16 protein-coding genes and 1 tRNA gene are annotated in these 15,993 nt (G+C 53.5%); 10 read left to right on the forward strand and 7 right to left on the reverse strand.

Annotation, left to right across the window (positions count from 1 at the left end):
- The 5 genes from GXP52_05455 to GXP52_05475 all read left to right on the forward strand — a co-directional run.
- The coding region (locus GXP52_05455) for a hypothetical protein (GenBank protein NOY86728.1) at positions 1–261 on the forward strand (261 nt) is incomplete at its 5' end.
- A 234-nt stretch (positions 262–495) separates the two neighbouring features.
- Positions 496–822, forward strand: coding sequence for a hypothetical protein (locus GXP52_05460; protein NOY86729.1), 327 nt, complete (start codon positions 496–498; stop codon positions 820–822).
- Positions 823–967: 145 nt separating this feature from the next.
- Positions 968–2,176, forward strand: coding sequence for a hypothetical protein (locus GXP52_05465; protein NOY86730.1), 1,209 nt, complete (start codon positions 968–970; stop codon positions 2,174–2,176).
- Positions 2,177–2,259: 83 nt separating this feature from the next.
- The gene (locus GXP52_05470; protein ID NOY86731.1) at positions 2,260–3,126 is read left to right on the forward strand and encodes a cytochrome c3 family protein; all 867 of its coding nucleotides are present in this window, start codon (positions 2,260–2,262) and stop codon (positions 3,124–3,126) included.
- A complete protein-coding gene (locus GXP52_05475; protein NOY86732.1) occupies positions 3,105–4,745 on the forward strand; it encodes a hypothetical protein in 1,641 nt (546 codons plus the stop codon). Before GXP52_05470 ends, GXP52_05475 begins: the two co-directional genes overlap by 22 nt.
- A gap of 27 nt (positions 4,746–4,772) precedes the next feature.
- Here GXP52_05475 and GXP52_05480 read toward each other — a convergent pair whose 3' ends face one another.
- Positions 4,773–6,401, reverse strand: coding sequence for a phosphoglycerate dehydrogenase (locus GXP52_05480; GenBank protein ID NOY86733.1), 1,629 nt, complete (start codon positions 6,399–6,401; stop codon positions 4,773–4,775).
- 519 nt (positions 6,402–6,920) lie between these two features.
- Here GXP52_05480 and GXP52_05485 point away from each other — a divergent pair.
- Positions 6,921–7,481: a CoA pyrophosphatase gene (locus GXP52_05485; GenBank protein NOY86734.1), complete on the forward strand. Its 561-nt coding sequence runs from the start codon at positions 6,921–6,923 to the stop codon at positions 7,479–7,481.
- A 297-nt stretch (positions 7,482–7,778) separates the two neighbouring features.
- On the opposite strand, the gene GXP52_05490 is transcribed toward GXP52_05485, so the two are convergent.
- From GXP52_05490 to GXP52_05500, 3 genes are all read right to left on the reverse strand, one after another.
- A complete protein-coding gene (locus GXP52_05490) occupies positions 7,779–9,047 on the reverse strand; it encodes a hypothetical protein (protein NOY86735.1) in 1,269 nt (422 codons plus the stop codon).
- Between the two features lie 118 nt (positions 9,048–9,165).
- On the reverse strand, positions 9,166–9,429 hold the full coding sequence (locus GXP52_05495; protein ID NOY86736.1) for a hypothetical protein: 264 nt from the start codon (positions 9,427–9,429) through the stop codon (positions 9,166–9,168).
- 42 nt (positions 9,430–9,471) lie between these two features.
- A complete protein-coding gene (locus GXP52_05500) occupies positions 9,472–10,740 on the reverse strand; it encodes a hypothetical protein (GenBank protein ID NOY86737.1) in 1,269 nt (422 codons plus the stop codon).
- A 329-nt stretch (positions 10,741–11,069) separates the two neighbouring features.
- On the opposite strand from GXP52_05500, the gene GXP52_05505 reads away from it, so the two are divergent.
- The 4 genes from GXP52_05505 (at position 11,070) to GXP52_05520 (ending at position 13,264) form a co-directional block, all read left to right on the forward strand.
- Entirely contained in the window at positions 11,070–11,561 is a 492-nt protein-coding gene (locus GXP52_05505; GenBank protein NOY86738.1) for a hypothetical protein, read from the forward strand.
- A 42-nt stretch (positions 11,562–11,603) separates the two neighbouring features.
- Positions 11,604–11,679, forward strand: a tRNA-Ala gene (locus GXP52_05510).
- A gap of 227 nt (positions 11,680–11,906) precedes the next feature.
- Positions 11,907–12,149, forward strand: coding sequence for a GIY-YIG nuclease family protein (locus tag GXP52_05515; protein NOY86739.1), 243 nt, complete (start codon positions 11,907–11,909; stop codon positions 12,147–12,149).
- 341 nt (positions 12,150–12,490) lie between these two features.
- Positions 12,491–13,264 (forward strand): class I SAM-dependent methyltransferase, encoded by a 774-nt coding sequence (locus GXP52_05520; protein NOY86740.1) that lies wholly within the window; start codon positions 12,491–12,493, stop codon positions 13,262–13,264.
- Between the two features lies 1 nt (position 13,265).
- On the opposite strand, the gene GXP52_05525 is transcribed toward GXP52_05520, so the two are convergent.
- The 3 genes from GXP52_05525 to GXP52_05535 all read right to left on the reverse strand — a co-directional run bounded on the left by GXP52_05525 (position 13,266) and on the right by GXP52_05535 (position 15,884).
- Entirely contained in the window at positions 13,266–13,727 is a 462-nt protein-coding gene (locus GXP52_05525) for a pyridoxamine 5'-phosphate oxidase family protein (GenBank protein NOY86741.1), read from the reverse strand.
- An 83-nt stretch (positions 13,728–13,810) separates the two neighbouring features.
- Positions 13,811–14,668: an ABC transporter permease subunit gene (locus GXP52_05530; protein ID NOY86742.1), complete on the reverse strand. Its 858-nt coding sequence runs from the start codon at positions 14,666–14,668 to the stop codon at positions 13,811–13,813.
- Positions 14,661–15,884, reverse strand: a complete 1,224-nt coding sequence (locus tag GXP52_05535; protein ID NOY86743.1) for a glycine betaine/L-proline ABC transporter ATP-binding protein — start codon at positions 15,882–15,884, stop codon at positions 14,661–14,663. The genes GXP52_05530 and GXP52_05535 overlap by 8 nt, the downstream gene beginning before the upstream one ends.
- Positions 15,885–15,993 lie beyond the last annotated feature (109 nt).

Consider the following 15,993-nt stretch of genomic DNA (forward strand, 5'->3'; position numbering starts at 1 on the left):
GAAAGGCTCTTCGGCCACAGCAGGATCAATCTTATGGCCGGCGTATTGGAGGGAAAGGTTCACAGGATAGGTTTTTTCCATCCACGAACCGGTGGTCTATCAAAACTATTGGAGAAAATTCACGGGTATTACGGCACAACATCCGGGGAGCAGGAGGAATGGACGGTGTGGGAGGACGAGAGGACAAATCTGGAACTGTTGTCAAGGGAGGACGGTGCCAACCTGACCCTTATGGACAAGGACGAAAATGAAGTTCTGTGATCTGAAATGCATTTACGCCTCCAGTGCAAAGGAGGAGATGGACGGGGCAAGATCATGCATGACCTTTACAGCCATTTACTGCGGGCTGCATGAAAGGCACGTGATGAAAGCTCAACCATGTCCGGACCGGATGGAGCACGGTGAAAAAAGGACAGGTAAGGGAACCGAAGGTCCTTGACAGAACCGGCGTTTAACTATATCAGGGGGGATGTTTAGAGATAAGGAGGAAGCCCCTTGAAAGATAAATTTCAGGAAGAACTGGCGAACGAGATCTCAACCTATCTTGCCGAGGTAAAAACAGACCTGGACAAATATTTCAATTGGGCTATGGGGGAGGTGAATGTCTCCGACAACGCAATCAGATCCGCCGAGATCGTTGAAGACGCTATCTATCGCCTGATGACCATTTCATTCTACCTGGCCACTTTTTTTGAAACCGATGAACCGGCACACGTTCTGTATGATCTTGCCAGCGAGATATCCGAAGGACAGAGCAAGGAACCTTCCCTTCAGCCCGGCAGGATCTTTTCCCTCGACATGGTAAACCGCACCCGCCATTAAACCTTTTGACAACCAATAAGCCCTGTTGTAAACCTTGATGAACCTGTTTGGGGGCGTAAGCCGTTTTCCGCCGGAATGGGTTTGACCGGGACGTGAAGGAAACGGATGCTGCCAAAGTATCCCGAGGAGAATGGGGCTTTATTTCTTGAACTTTCGACGTAAAAGTTCCCTGCTGGTTCTTTTACTTGCGGGTCTGGTCCTCCTGCTCCCGCAGTTAGCGGCGGCAGGTATCTCAGGTTCAGCGGTGACTTCCCTGGACGGTTGGGACGAAAGTGACGGAACCTTCAACTCGTCCGCCTCCCAGTATTTCAGGCTCAACACCCAGGGTCAATGGAACGGGCTGGACGTTAATATGGAAGGTTCAGGCCGGGTTACCGACCTAAAGGATGAAGTGGAGCCCGGCGACGGCCAATTAAACAGGCTGTACTCCCTCGCCCTGACCCTCGCCAGGAAGGATGGCAGCGCGTCCCTGGTTCTCGGTCGCCAGATGGTGAGCGTTCCTACCAACCTCTACCTTATTGACGGCTTTTCCCTCAACCTTGATTCCGGCGATTTCACCTTCAATACACGTCTGGGAGCCATGTCGGACGTTGAAAGTCTCGACCCCGACAATGAAGCCACCTTCGGCCTGGGTGTGGACTACAGGATTACCGGCGGAATGGTCCTGGCTCTCGATTACGCCAGGACCTTTGATGGGGGGGAGTTGCTCACTGAACAGGTGGCCCTGGACTGGGACTACTCATGGTTCAGGTTCACCAAGGCTTACGTCAACATGAACTACGACCTGATGTCCGATGCCCTATATGAGACCGTCATAGGCACGCGGTTGTTTTTTCCGGACCTCGTCACGCTGACCCTCGAGTATTCCCAGAACCAGCCGTTGTTCGAGTCCGATTCGATCTACAGCGCTTTCGCCGTGGATGAGGCCGAGGCATTCTCATTTTCCATCCTCTTTACGCCTGCCCCGAAGGTGCGATATATCTGGAAGTTGTCGGACGAGCATTACGAAAGCGGCAGCGGGAAGAGATATACCATCGGGGGGCGCTGGTCTCCGGGACGGTCCCATATCTCCACCGACTATACACAGTATAGCGGTTCGGAGGGGGACCTGAAGGAACTGGGGTTCGATTATTCGGCGGCCGTCCTCCCGGGGTTTGATCTTGGATTGGGCGGGAACGCCAGCAGGACCATCCATCCGGGTGTGGAAGCCGTTGACAGCCATAACGCGTACATCGGCTGCAGATGGTCGCCGACCTCGGGTACCGATGTAAATGTCAGGCTGGAACAGACCGGCGATGATATTATGGATAAACCCGTCTGGTCGGGACACCTGTCCCTCTCTTTCGGGATTTAAGGCGAAAATGACACTTTTCGCTTTCCGTGGAGTAAAAAGCCACGAATGGATTTTTTTACGAGATTGTCAAGGGGTAGTATCCCATGAATTTTCCCAGGTTTAAGCCGGTAGTTGTAATTGGTGCCGTTGTCTTTCTGGTGGGACTCATCGTCTCAACGCCGCTTTGGGCCATGCGTTTTTCCCACAAGGTCCACGGGGATAACGGAATTACGGAGTGCACCCGATGCCATGAAAAGGGCGCGTCGGATATCATACCAGCCGTATCGTCCTGTACTTCATGCCATGATGAGGACTACCTGGCCGACACCCCGCTTGGTCCGTCCAGGACACATACCCCGCTATGGGTAAAACAGCATGGTCCGGATTCCCAGGCATCTGGAGCGCAGTGCAGAAGCTGCCACGATTTATCTTTTTGCGTAGGGTGCCACCAGGGCGGGGATCTGAACACCGACCTGACCAAAAGAACGGTACGTTCCAACAGTGTGCCCCGAAGCCATACGTCCAATTTTCTCGTGGTCCATCCCCTGAAAGCCACGGCCGCGAGGATAAATGACTGTTATACCTGCCACGCAAAGGAATTTTGCAGCGATTGCCACAGCAGCTACCGTGCCCGGTTTCCCGGCCGTCAGATCATTTCCCACCAGAAGAGCTGGGAGCTGATGATTGCCGGCAGCGGCGTTCCCGATCACGCAGGGTTTACCCAGGACCAATGCCAGGACTGCCATCCCGGGGGAGCCCTCTCATCGACGGAGTGGAGTGCCGGGCATGCACGTGAGGCCCGCAGGTCATTAAAGACCTGCCAGGCCTGCCACCCCAACGGGGATGCCTGTACCGACTGCCATTCCGCGAAGAGCGGACTTGCGATCAGCCCTCATCCGAAGAACTGGCGGAGTATTCAGAACAAGTTTCGCAGGGAGTCACCCCAAACATGCAAAAAGTGTCACTGGTAATACTGACCGCTTTAACAGGCCTGTTCTTTCTCTCCTCCTGCGGCTACAATCCGAAAGAGGGGGGAAACAAGGTCCCTGCCCTCCCGTTTGTCGGGACCGTTGAATGCCTCTATTCCGGGTGCCATGATTCGCAGGCGTATTCTGCGGGGGCCTTTCCCGGTTTTAATCCTGTGGCATCCTGGTCGGTGGGAGTCCATTCCAACACCAACAGCTCCCCCGTTGCTTCATCGGGGACGGCTGCCGGATGTGCTTCCTGTCACAATCCGGTCGGCCAGGATGACACGGACTCTGCCTATCTATTCTCGACAACATCGGTGCTCGGCACAACCGTAAGACCCATAGGGGGCTGCGAAAGCTGTCACGGGTCCGGCGCCGAACACTATGCGTACTGGGACACTACCAGCCACCCTGTGTATGCCGGAAGCCACAGGGTTCCTATGTCCAGCACGGTCTGGGGGCCCGCGTTTGAAGGCGCCCTTGGCCTGTCTTCATGCGGCCCATGTCACGCTGCGGATCAGCACGCCGGCGGATCGTCCAACGATAATATCCTGGCCAATCAGTATGCCGAGTGGTATGGGCAGGACGGTCCGGGGACTTTTTTTGACGACGGCCATTCAGACACCATAGTGAGCGAGACATCACAGGGGAGGATGACCAGCGACCTTCGGGGTACACCATGCGCGGCATGCCACACGGCGGAGGGATTCGTCCGGTTCTACGCCTGGGCGGACACGGCTTGGGCCGCCAGCCCAACGGAGGTTGGAAGAATCGTTTCGGATACCGAGACCTTGGCCATGCCACAGGTCTCCTGCGTCTCCTGCCACCCGTCACATGAGCCTGGTATGACCGTCCGTCAGATTCTTTATAGCGGCGGTGCACTCGGCGATACCCAGAGGAATGCCGCGCTCTGCGGTACATGCCACAACGTAAGGGGTCTTAATGCCTCGGCCGGCGCCGGGGTAACCGGGACCGCGGAGATCCCCCGGCATCCCCAGCAGGAGGTGTTCGAGGGCGTGAACAGCTCCCTCGGAGCCTTCACCTTCCCGGGCTTCACCTATTCCAACTCATCCCATGCGGGGACCGGGAATATACCGTCGGGCTGCGTGGGATGCCACTACGCGACGGTGACCAATGTCCGTCTGGATGACTTTCCCCAGAAGGCGACGACGGGCCACGGTTTCAAACCAAGGCTGGAAGGATGTATGAACACAAGTGTGGACCCGTCTTTTAACGGATGCCATGCTGTCTCGGATTTTTCCGGGTTTTCCTATGCGGATACTACCATCGGCTCCTTCGATTTCTCATCTCTTGTCTATTCGGGTACCACATACGCGACTTTATTCTCGGACAACGACTATGACATGGACGGCTCGGTGGAGGGCTTCCAGGTGGAGGTTCAGGGCATGCTGGACGATCTGCAGTCGAGACTTGAAACCAATGGCGGGGTTTTCGATTCCGCGCAGGGACTGTTCGACCTGCCCGCCATGACTTCGGTGAGCGATACGGTTAAGGGAGCCGCCTACAATTACGACTACGTGGTGGGGGACCGGAGCCTGGGGCTGCACAATCCCCTTTACGTGGTCAATATCCTGGCCGCGAGCCTGAGCGTACTGCCTTAAGGACAGAACCTTTCTCTCGCCCGCTCGTCACAGGACGATCTCCCGGGCGTCCAGGATCTCTTCCAGACTACGGATCTCCTCTAAAACCACTTCCGGGATACGGCTGTCTAAAGAAACACACGCAAGGGCATTTCCCTGATACGATTCCCTTCCAAGGTAAAATCCGGCTACGTTGATACGGTTTTCCCCCAGGATGGTCCCGACCCTGCCGATGACACCGGGGCGGTCCATATTGGTGAAAAGGAGGAATGTTCCTTCCGCCACCATATCCACCAGGAACTGATCGATGCTGACAATCCTGCCCTTGAGATCGGCGAAGACGGTCCCGCCCACAGTGTTCGATCCTTTGTCCGTTGTAACCCTGATGGAGATAAGGTCGCTGTAGTTTTTTACCCGTTCCGCCTTGGCCTCAACGATGAGGATCTCGCGTTCCTTGGCATAATATGGGGCACTGACAAAACTTACCCCCTCCTGCTGTTTATGCTCAAGAAGCCCCTTGAGAACGGCGAAGGTGAAGGGCTGGTAGCGGAAGGGGGAGTCGAATACCTTTTCCGTAATGTCCTCCGCGAACAGGGAGCCAACCAGAGTAATCTGGACCTCCTCTATCCGGCCCATCACGATCTGGGAGAGAAGGCGCCCCATCTTTTCCGAAAGATCGAAATAGGCCTGAAGTTCGGATGACAGTCGCCCACGGACGTAGGGAAGGTTGACGGCGTTCTCGTAGGACCGTCCTTTAAGCACGTTGATGACCTGCTGGGCGATAATTACGGAGACGTTTTCCTGGGCTTCCTCCGTGTTGGCTCCCAAATGGGGCGTGACGATGAGGCGTTCCTGGTTATGAAGCGGGGAGTCCGGCGGCGGAGGCTCCTGGGAAAAAACATCCAGGGCGGCCATGAATATCTTTCCGCTTTTAAGGGTTGCCGCAAGATCCGTCTCGTCAATCACCCCGCCGCGGCAGCAGTTGATCAGGACCACCCTATCCTTCATGTGTGCGAACTGGGGGGCCTTGACCATTCCGCGGGTTTCGTCGGTCAAAGGAACATGAAAGGTAACAATATCCGCCATGGCAAGCAGGTGGTGAAAATCGTCAAACAGTTCAACATTAAGCTTTTCCGCCTTATCCCGCTTGATGTAGGGATCGAATGCGATGACGCGCATGTCGAAGGCCTTCGCCCTTTTTGCAACCTCGGTACCGATGCGGCCCAGCCCGACGATCCCAAGTGTTTTTTTATAAAGCTGAATGCCCATGAAGCGCTTCCGGTCCCACTCCCCGCTTTCCAGGGAGTTATGGGCATAGGGAAGTTTTCTCACCGACGCGAGCATCATGGCCATTGTATGTTCGGTAGCGGCCAGGGTGTTACCGGTCGGGGCGTTCATGACGATGATACCTCTCTTCGAGGCGGCTTCGATGTCGACATTATCCACGCCGACACCCGCCCGGCCGATCACCTTGAGGTTTTTACCGTTCTTGATAATGGAAGATGTGACATTGGTTCCGCTCCTCGTTATGAGCGCATGGTATGGGCCAATGGCTTCCGCAAGGCGGTTCCCTTTGAGGGAGAAATCAACATCAACCTCTAACCCCTCTTCCGAATTGAGAAGATCGATCCCTTCCTTGTTAATTGCATCCGTTACGAGCACTTTCATGGATATAATCATCCCCTTTCATAAAAGAAAATCCGGAGCCAAACGGAACTCCCGTATAACATTTTAGGGTCATCCTGGAAATGAGTACCTGAAGAATGACCGGATTTTGTGAAAAACTAACTTAACACCGTTCGGCGCGCTTCGCTCGCTCACGGCAGGCAGGGTTACACAGAGTTTCACCAGCCATCGCTGAAGCTATGGCCGGCAGGCAGGGTAACATAAGGGTTTATTCAAAACAGTTCTTTTGTGCAACATGGTTTTTAGATCTCCTCTTGACCTTTTCAGCTCCGCACGGGATTGCCGCGTCACTCTCGTCTCCCTCGATGCTCCTCGCAATGACAGCAAAACAATAAAGGTACGCATTCCTACGATGAACCAAAGTTTGAGGTCGAGGTTGAGCTTTAGACGTTAAACATTGGCCGTTCTCTTTCTCTATCACATTAAACGTTGAACATTGAACGTTCTTTATCCCGTTGAACGTTGGGATAGGGTCTAGACACCATGGGAGGCAATGCCTAGAATAGGCCCATGATAGATAAGATTCAAAATCTGCTTTCAAATTACAGGCCGGACTTTACCGGAGCACAAAAGCCCCCCTTGCACCGGGCGGCTGTGCTGATTCTACTTTACATGGTGGACAGGGAGATGGGGATTGTTCTCATCCGAAGATCTGACGATGTCGGACTCCACAGGGGCCAGATGGGATTTCCCGGCGGCATGGTGGAACCTGGGGACAACGGGGAGCTCCTTAGTACAGCGCTAAGAGAGGTTGAGGAGGAACTGCGTGTTGATCCCGCCCATATCAGGATAATGGGGAGAATGAGCGACAGAAATACTATGGTATCCGGTATTCTGGTCACCCCCTTCGTGGGGCTCATCCCTTTCCCATACGCCTTCAGTCCCGACACCAGGGAGATCCAGAGCGTTCACGCCACGGCCTTAAGGGAGTTAATCGGCACATCAGGGAAGGCAAAAGACACCTTTGAACTCCCAACTCCGATTTATATTCTTGATGGGCAGCCGGTCTGGGGCTTGACTGCCAGAATCCTGACGGAACTGATCGAAGTTCTGCGACCGGTGCTTAAATAGGGGGATCATCGTAAGAACGAGTACCTGGTGTTGAGTCCTGGTTTCTCAGGTCGGCTCGTCACACAGGTACATGACTCGCTTAAGGCGCCCCGCGACAGGCTTGGGACAGGCAAAGGACGCCAGGAAGTTCAAAAGCTTTAACACGGCGCAGCCCCTCGCAGGCTGCTCCACGGGGTTTTGAATGAGGGTTTCACATAAGAAGAATTGATTTGAATTAACCCTGTGTCACCCTGCTTGACCCTGTGTCCTCTGTGTTAAATTAGCTTGTCAGGTACGCATTTTTGTGATGAATCACACTTATTGGGTTGTTCCGGCCGGGGCGGGCTGGTTTCCCAGGGCGGTTCGGGCATCCTGAACATGCCGGTTTGTTGGAAAGTTCTCTATAAACTTCTCCAGGGCCTTCTTAGAACCATCCTTCTTAAATGGCGCGTATTCAATATCCTCGATAAGGAAAGTAGCATCCTCAACGTGGGAGTTTTCAGGGTAGGTTGCAATGAACTCTTCGTATCCCTCGATGGTGTTCATCTTATTGTATGGTTGATATTGAAGATCGTCCATCCGCGCTTTCGCGTCCCCGGCATTAAGGTTGTCAGGGTGTTTTTCCAGGAACTCGGCGTATTGCGCCGCGGTGTTCTGTTCCCGATACGGCTGATATTGGAGATCATCGAGGTCCTTTTTGGCCTCCTTGAAAAAGGGGTTCTCGGGGTATTTGTTTATGAATTCCTGGTACCCTTCGATGGAGTTCATCTCTTTGTAGGGCGCGAACTGAAGCTCCTCCATCCTGGCTCTGGCATCATCCGCGTTGGGATTCTCAGGGTATTTGGATAAAAATTCAGCGTACCCTTCCGCTGTGTCCGTTTTCCTGTAAGGATTATACTGGAAGCTGACCAAAAGTACCTTCGCCTCAGCCGTATGGGTGCTGTCAGGATATTTAGCCAGGTATTCCTCCATGGCTTCAGGAGTCCCTTTATTCTTGCAGGATTCGAAGATGGCCCCACTCAATATTTTCTGAGCTTCCGGGACATGTGGGTTATCGGGGTATTTGGCAATAAACTCCTGAAGGCCTTCCGGGGTTCCGGACTTTTTGTAAGGCGCGAACTGCAGATCCATCATCCTGCTTTCGGCCTCACCGCCAAAAGGGCTATCCGGGTATTTTTTGATGAACTGTGAATAGGCCTTCACGGTGTCCTTCTCCTTATAGGGGAGGTACACCATGGTGGAACTGATCTCTTCCAGTGCGTTGTTGACCTTTGCCTGTTCCGCTCTGATGGCCTTTCTTTCGGAAAGAAGCTGATCGTTTTTCGCCTTGATCCTATGCATCTCATCGTTGTTGTTAATCCGGTTCAGGGCGGAGATCTGTGCCTTCATGAGAGATGTGTTCTTTCGGAACCTGACATCCAATTTCGCTTTGGCGGCGGATAAGATATTGTAGGCGGCCTGGTAACTCCCGGCATCCTGAAGCTGTTTCGCGTCTTCCACCGGACCGGCCAGAAGCTTCACTGGAGCAGCAACCGCAATAAAAGCGATCAGCACCATAGTAAAAACCATCGCTTTTCCATGCGCCATCTTGATATCCTCCATTACCCCGCCAACCCACCAGGGTTCACATGTATCAACTGGAATGGTTGAAACATTCCGCCTCCGGACCTCGGCCCAGCTTTGACAACCTCGTAAAATGGTTTTATTAATTCTCACCACTATCTTTGTGTTCCCGTGCCATAATTCGATCCAGAATTCCGCCCATTATCACCACAATCACGATACAGACAATGGCCCCTAACCCCAGAAGCAGGGAGGTCCAGAAAGGAAGTCTGGTGTGGATCTCTCCTCCCATGAAGATGATGAGCCCATAAACGGACAGTCCGATAAAAACCGATGCCGCCAGGTACTGAATGAACTGATAGATGTGTCTTTTCAATGCCTCGGTTCCCTTTGCGCCGCCTTTCATGGCAGTCTTTACGGCATCTCACCTATGGCGTGGTATTTATGCCTATTTCCCAAGATTAAAGACCCCGGCTTTGGTTCCAAGCCAGACGCCCCCGTCAGGGCCGCCAAAAGCCAGGGTGGTTGGAGAACCCGATATGCCAACATTATTTCCGTAAACTTCGTAGTATGGTTTTCTCCGCCCGGCGATATACTCGTCGATGTGGATATATCGTCGAATTGCTGTGATGGATCCAGCCCCTGTTTCAGCCCCGGTAGTGCCTCTGAAATTCAGCTTGGATATGATGGATGGGGGCGAGCCTGAAAAGGCGACCCAGAGTCCATCATCACTGTCCCGGATAAGCCCTTTTACCTCGGCGGCGTTATAGCCTACAAGATGCCACCTGTACTGGAATGGCCTCGTGTCGCGGGAGTTGAAAAGCGTGGCCCGGGCCGGCACGAAACCGATCCATGATGGATAAGGAACCCCGCGGGCAACCCCGTCGAGCCCCCCCCAGATCAGGCCCATTGATGTACCGCACCAGATCACCGATGGTTCGACAAGTATACTCTCGATCTGTACATTCTCGCCCGAACGGTGAAAATAATCTCTGTCCAGAGCTACCGTGGCGAAGACACCGTCGGAAATAATGGCCAGCTTGAACTGTTTGCTCGCCAGAACTACCCGGTCCTTACCCACGGCAATAGAGGTTATGGGGGGTCGAAATGACTTCTTCTCCTCACCGGGAAGCCCGAGACGAAATCCGGATGCGACATATATGTCCCCATTCCCCTTGAGCCTACGACCTGCAAGGTCCCCCAGCCAACGGTCTTTCGGTGAGTAAAGCTCCCAATTCCCGTTGCGTCTCAATGCGAGACCGCGGGAAGTGCCAACCCAGACATTTTCACCATCCAGACCCTCTCCGTCGTGGTCGATGCCAAGGCTCAGGACATCATCGTCTGGAAGGCCGCCGTACTTTGAGGTTTTCACTTCCCAAATGCCATTGGACAGTATGTGAAGGCCTTCTCCCCTGGTGCCCACAAAGATTTCACCGCCGTTCACGGCCAGGGATGAGACGCTTTTTTTGTTGCGAATGCCTGGAACTGGAATAATATGCCAGGGTCCCCTGCCCTCCTTTTCGTAAAGCCCCTCCGCGGACGCTGCGACAACCCTGGATCCATCGGCTGCGAGGGCAAGGATCTTTCCGCTGGGCGCCTCTCCCGTAAAGCCTCTTAGCTGGTATGCCGGAGGCAGGGTCGCGGAACATCCTGCAGCCAGGAAAGCTCCTAAAACGGCGAGCCGTAAGATCCATGTTTCAAAACGCATTTTGGGCATCCGGTCCTCCTGTCGGTAGTGTGTTGGAGCCATCATAATGTACGGACGGGAAAGTTTCAACAAGTGTCAAAAGGCGTCATGGTAAAGTTGACACCTTCTCCCGGTGTTGTTAACCTTTTGGGATTCAAAGTTGATGACTTCGCGAGAAGTCATCAACGCGCCCATTAAGGGGCGCTCAAATCGAAGATTTGTGAGGAAAGCGGAAATGACATTTTTCGCTTTCCGTTGAGTAAAAAGCCACGGCTGGACTTTTTACGAGGTTGTCAAACAGTAGCCCGGGGCGGAGATCCCCCCCGGATCATGGTTCCAAGTCATAATGGAGGTTGGAAATGGTGGATGAAGAGAAAAAGGAGAGCGACGAAACGGCGAAAGATACAAAAGGATCCCCGGGCAGTGAAGCCGAAGGCCTGTTGAAGGAGTTATGGGGAAAGGTGGTGGAGTATGCGAGCCTTGGGGCCGAAGAGGCGTCGAAGGTTTCATCCACCGCCAAAGTGAGGGTGGACATTGAAACACTGAAGTTCAAGCGAGGCAAACTTTCGAAGGTTCTGGGTGAACGATACTTCGATGAATGGCTTAAAGATTCCTCTCTAGCGGTTAAAGAGACCAGGGATCTGCTGCGGCAGATAAAAGGGGTCGATCAGGAGCTGAAAAAACTGGAGAAAAAAGTTTCAGGGCCGGGCAGGAAACCCACCTCCAAAAAGAAGGCCAAATCAAAGTCTGTCCGGAAAAAGCCAACCGCCGCGAAAAAAACCGTAGATAAACCCGCCGCGAAAAAATCTGCCTCCTCCGGGAAAAAGGAGCCTAAACCCCAGCAGTCTTGACACCCAAATAGAGAGGGAGTATAAAAAACGTTCTTTTAGTGTGGGGCTGTAGCTCAGTTGGGAGAGCGCATGACTGGCAGTCATGAGGTCGTCGGTTCGATCCCGATCAGCTCCACCACACCAGCCTTCGCTTCCTGACGGAAGCTACGGCTGGCAGGCCATACTTTCCAGGTCAGGAAGCGAAGGCTGCCCGCCATAGCTTTCGTTTTTCTTTGTACCAAAGCGAAGGCGGGCGTTCGGCTGGCAGGCCATCTTTACGTTTGTCATTCATCCCGATCCCAAACATAAATAGTGGCAGATTAATTGCAATCATCACTCAAAATCCCATACAGGAGAGATTGAGTAATGAAATATATCTATGTCATTCAGAGTATCAACCATGTCAAACAGTACTATGTCGGCCATACACGAAACTTGAATCGCCGCTTAAGTCAGCACAACTTTGGTCAATCGCCACATACTTCAAGATTTAAGCCTTGGAACCTTTTGGTGGCCTTCAGAATTCCAGATGATGAGAGAGCGTTAACATTTGAGAAGTATTTGAAATCTGGTTCTGGCCGTGCATTCGTTAATCGACACTTCAGATAGTTTTCTCCAAACCCACCATCCGCGAACTACAACTCAAATCCTGGTCCCGCCTTAAGAAGAAAGGCCTGATCAATGGTGACATGGCTAGACTTAAAACCTTGAGCAAGAGCAGGGACAAAATTTATTCTGACCATGTCCCCTAACACTCTTTACAATCCTGAGCGAGCGAAGCGTGGGGAGCGAAGGAGAGCGTAGCTTCGTGGCAGGCCACGTCCAGACAGGCGGACGATCGGCGGTAACCTTGTAATTTCCTCGATATTCATTGTCATAATATCGCAAGTCAGCCATAGTCGTTTCAAGCTATGTTCTCCCAAGTATCTTCCCTGAAAGGAGAAACAATTATGAGCCGCCAAAAAGAGCAGGAACATCAAGCTGAAATTGTCGATCAATTCTCGCGGCAGGCCATATCTTTTACCCAGGTACCCGGACACTTCGATGCCATGCAGATCCTGATCGAACTATCTGAAGTCGGCCACCATGACAACGTTCTCGATGTTGCGTGTGGTCCCGGTATGGTTGCCTGCGAGTTTGCCCATCACGCCGGGCAGGTGACGGGAATAGACATAACTCCAGCGATGATCGAACAAGCCAGGAAGCTTCAACAGGAACAAAATATTGAAAACATCACCTGGGACATCGGCGATGCGGTCCCGTTGCCTTACGCTGAGAACTCATTCTCGTTCGTGATAACCCGTTACAGCTTTCATCATTTGCTCTCACCGGAAAGAGCGCTGGCAGAAATGATCAGGGTATGCCGGCCCGGTGGAAGGGTGATGGTGGCTGATGTTGCGGTGGAAGCATCAAAATCCGAAGATTATGACCGACTGGAGATCATGCGCGACCCTTCTCATACCCACGCACTTACGCACGAAGAGTTTGCGGATCTCTTTCAGCGTTCGGGCCTGATCGACTGTCGTCAGAGCGCCTATGGAGTGGATATTGAGCTCGAAACGCAGCTGCGGGCATCTTTTCCAAAGTCTGGAGATGAGGCGAAATTAAGAACGATGATCACCAATGACATCGGGATAGACCGCTTTGGCATTAGTGCTCGAAGAGAGGATCAAAAGGTAATCTACATTGTACCGATCGCTGTTTACGTTGGTCGGCGGCGCTGAACTACAACACCAACTCCCCCTTGCCCTTCATCTCTTCTATTTTCACCCTGATGACGACCACGCCGGTCAGGTCCTCTCCGGAAAAATCGTACTCCTGATCCGAGTACTGCTTCATCAGAATCGATAGCCCCTTTTCCTTTTCGATCCGGTCGTCCAGGATAACGGCTCTCCCTGTACCGATGACGCTCCTGTATTTGGCGGACCAGGAGCACGCCCTTTCATTCTTTACAAGCCCATGGTTTGAGACAATGCTGAAACACACGTCCGGGTTTTTCCTCAGGATATTGATCTTTCTCCCTGCGGGAGCCGAGTGAAAGTACAGCGCCCCGTTCGCATACCCGTAGTTTACGGGAACGACGTAGGGCCGTCCTTTATCGACCATGGCCAGGTGACAGATCTCGCCACTGCGGACGACGGCTTCGATTCCGGTAATATCTATAATCTGCTTATCGGAACGACGCATGGGGGAATGTTATCAGAAGTCGGTAACCGGTAGCCAGCAGGAATCGAGATCAGCTCACCTCAGATACCAAAGCAGGTAAATTATCAGCCAAGGTGTTTTTGCTGTTTCATGGCGAATGCGGTTGTGATCCGGTCGATGACAATGGCCAGAAAGACGATGCTGAGACCCGCCGTAAACCCGTGGCCGATCTCTATGCGATTGATGGCCTTGAGGACTTCCAGGCCCAGCCCCCTGGCGCCGATCATGGAGGCAATAACCACCATGGCCAGTGCCATCATGGTCGTCTGGCTCACACCTACCATGATGCTGGGGAAGGCCAACGGCAGCTGGACATCGAAGAGAATCTGACGATCGCTGGCACCGAAAGACCTTGCCGCTTCCACAACGTTCTCCGGGACTCCCCGGATGCCCACGTTGGTAAGCCTGATGATGGGTGGAACGGCGTAGATCACGGTGGCGAACACGGCCGGCACCTTTCCGAGTCCGAAAAGCATCATGGCCGGGATAAGGTAGACAAAGCTGGGCATGGTCTGCATTCCGTCAAGGATCGGGCGGAGAATCGCCTGAAAACGGTTGCTGCGGGCCATGATAATCCCGGAGGGGAAACCGATGACAAGAGACACCACCACCGAGGCGATGACCACGGCAAGGGTCCTCATGGAATCATCCCAATAACCGAAGACTCCAATGCAGAAGATCAAGGCCGCCATTATCACGCCGTGCCACCATTTTCCCATGGTCCTCCAGGCCAATATGGCAACAAGGATGAGAACCACCGGCCACGGCACCCAAAGGAGGAATTTTTCGATGATGATGAGGATCTTGAGAAGTGCGTTCCCGATGAGGTCGAAAAATCCGGCGGTGTGGGCCATGATCCAGTCCATGAGGGTGTCGATCCACTTCTCCATGGGCACATAAAGCTGTTTTGGAAACTCAAACATGCTGGTTCTCCGGGTCCCCCGATTGGTCCTCCTGAATCATGCTTTCGATGATGGTATGATTGCGGATATATCCAATAAGCCGGCCATTCTCGTCGAGAACAGCTATGGGAAACGGACTTGCGGTGGCCAGTGGAAAGAGCTCTTCCACAGTCATGTCGGGGGTGCAGGTCTCAAAATCGGTGATAAGGGATGAGGAAGTGGAATCACTACCCTCCTGAACCAGTTTTCTCGCGGTATCCTGTGTCAGGAGACCCACCGCCCTGTGAGCCTTGTCGAGAACGAAGGCAAAATCCCTTTTACTTCGACGGATAAGAGCGTAGACAGTCTTGGGCCCCTGCCAGACGCGAACTTCAGGTTCCGGGTCTTCCATGATGGTACCCGCGGTGAGGACAGTGGCCGGGAATGCGTCCCTTACGAATTCCTGCACATAATCGGTGGCCGGCTTGGCGATGATCTCCTCGGGAGTGCCGATCTGAATGATCCGCCCGTCCTGCATGATGGCGATGCGATCGGCGATCTTGAGCGCCTCCTGGACGTCGTGGGTAACGAAAATCATGGTCTTGTGAAGTTCACTTTGCAATTGGATCAGCTCGTCCTGCATCTGCCGGCGGATGAGAGGATCGAGACCGCTGAAAGGCTCATCGAGAAGCATTATGTCGGGATCGGCGGCAAGCGCACGTGCGATGCCGACCCGCTGCTGCATTCCCCCGCTCAAGGAAGAGGGCAGGTAATCCTCCCATCCCTTCAGACCCACCGTTTCCACTGCCCCCTGGGCAACCTTCGTCCGTTCTTCGAGGGACATCCCGCGGATTTTGAGACCGTAGGCGACGTTTTCGATGACCGTGTAGTGGGGCAGAAGGCCAAAGGCTTGAAAGACCATGGCCGTGGACCGTCGGCGAAACTTCATCAGGCTATTGGCGTCCAATGAGCAGATCTCCCGGCCGGCGATGCGGATCTCACCGGCGGTGGGCTCGACAAGCCGGATCAGGCAGCGGATCAGAGTGGACTTGCCGCTCCCGGAAAGCCCCATAATGACGAATATCTCACCTTTTTTGACCTCGAAAGAAATGTCACGAAGACCGACTACCAGCCCCAGCTTGTCCTGGATCTTCTGCTTTGGTTCATCTTTGAGCTTGGAGTCGAGGAAACGGCGGGGGTTCTCTCCGAAGACCTTCCACAGCCCACGGGTCTCCAGTATGGTTTCCCCGTCGTCCATGGACTCGGACGGCAAAGCGTCGGGCTCGATCACGTAAACTCTCCTTCAAAGGGATTTGCTGTAAGGGATCGACGGTTTGAGGGCTGCATCAACATGACCGCAACACAGC

The organism is Deltaproteobacteria bacterium (assembly GCA_013151915.1).
GTDB lineage: Bacteria > BMS3Abin14 > BMS3Abin14 > BMS3Abin14 > BMS3Abin14 > BMS3ABIN14.

What these genes read in the sequence shown, in the direction of transcription:
- GXP52_05490 (NOY86735.1), bottom strand. Translation starts at nt 9,047, where the DNA reads ATGGCGCATGGAAAAGCGATGGTTTTTACTATGGTGCTGATCGCTTTT.
- GXP52_05525 (NOY86741.1), bottom strand. Translation starts at nt 13,727, where the DNA reads ATGCGTCGTTCCGATAAGCAGATTATAGATATTACCGGAATCGAAGCC.
- GXP52_05505 (NOY86738.1), top strand. Translation starts at nt 11,070, where the DNA reads ATGGTGGATGAAGAGAAAAAGGAGAGCGACGAAACGGCGAAAGATACA.
- GXP52_05530 (NOY86742.1), bottom strand. Translation starts at nt 14,668, where the DNA reads ATGTTTGAGTTTCCAAAACAGCTTTATGTGCCCATGGAGAAGTGGATC.
- GXP52_05520 (NOY86740.1), top strand. Translation starts at nt 12,491, where the DNA reads ATGAGCCGCCAAAAAGAGCAGGAACATCAAGCTGAAATTGTCGATCAA.
- GXP52_05515 (NOY86739.1), top strand. Translation starts at nt 11,907, where the DNA reads ATGAAATATATCTATGTCATTCAGAGTATCAACCATGTCAAACAGTAC.
- GXP52_05535 (NOY86743.1), bottom strand. Translation starts at nt 15,884, where the DNA reads ATGGACGACGGGGAAACCATACTGGAGACCCGTGGGCTGTGGAAGGTC.
- GXP52_05485 (NOY86734.1), top strand. Translation starts at nt 6,921, where the DNA reads ATGATAGATAAGATTCAAAATCTGCTTTCAAATTACAGGCCGGACTTT.
- GXP52_05500 (NOY86737.1), bottom strand. Translation starts at nt 10,740, where the DNA reads ATGCCCAAAATGCGTTTTGAAACATGGATCTTACGGCTCGCCGTTTTA.
- GXP52_05470 (NOY86731.1), top strand. Translation starts at nt 2,260, where the DNA reads ATGAATTTTCCCAGGTTTAAGCCGGTAGTTGTAATTGGTGCCGTTGTC.
- GXP52_05495 (NOY86736.1), bottom strand. Translation starts at nt 9,429, where the DNA reads ATGAAAGGCGGCGCAAAGGGAACCGAGGCATTGAAAAGACACATCTAT.
- GXP52_05475 (NOY86732.1), top strand. Translation starts at nt 3,105, where the DNA reads ATGCAAAAAGTGTCACTGGTAATACTGACCGCTTTAACAGGCCTGTTC.